Here is a 558-nt window from a genome sequence, read left to right as displayed (position 1 = left end):
GTCTGTGTCCTGAAATCCATCTTCTCCTCCTTGCAATATAAAACACAAAAATAGCCAAAACTCCCGAAAATTACATGCCAAAAAGGCACACAATTCCCATGAACTTTGACCATCATGTTATTGTTAAGTTTATTGTATCAAATATGACATAAAAGTCAATAATTGTTGATTAAACTTTTAGATTCCTTGACAACAACTGTCAACTAGATATACTGACAAGCGACTCCGTCTTTATAGGCCATGTCAATCATACCACCGCCGAGACACTCTTGTCCATCGTAGAAGACAACAGCTTGACCTGGTGTGATGGCACGTTGTGGTTCATGGAAAATCACTTCAGCCTGATTACCAGAAACCTTGACAGTCACTTTACTATCTGGTTGACGGTAGCGGAACTTAGCGGTACATTCAAACTCGAATTCTTCAGGCATTTTCCTTGTAAAATGAACTTGACTAGCCTGTAAAGAAGTTGACATCAGTGATTCATGATAGAAACCTTGACCAACATAGAGAATATTTTGCGCCAAATCCTTTCCGACTACTAACCAAGGTTCATTG

General features: G+C 39.1%; 1 protein-coding gene. It reads right to left on the bottom strand.

Annotated elements, in window-relative coordinates; genetic code table 11:
* Window positions 1-203 precede the first annotated feature (203 nt).
* Window positions 204-558, bottom strand: a 355-nt coding sequence (locus ACTQ48_RS11445) for an aminomethyltransferase beta-barrel domain-containing protein (RefSeq protein WP_441571042.1), incomplete at its 5' end; no start/stop codon positions are given.

The organism is Collinsella sp. Sow4_E3, from assembly GCF_052116285.1.
Lineage (GTDB): Bacteria > Actinomycetota > Coriobacteriia > Coriobacteriales > Coriobacteriaceae > Collinsella.
The sequence above is the reverse complement of the archived record's forward strand: the minus strand, read 5'-3'. Positions and strand labels throughout refer to the sequence as shown.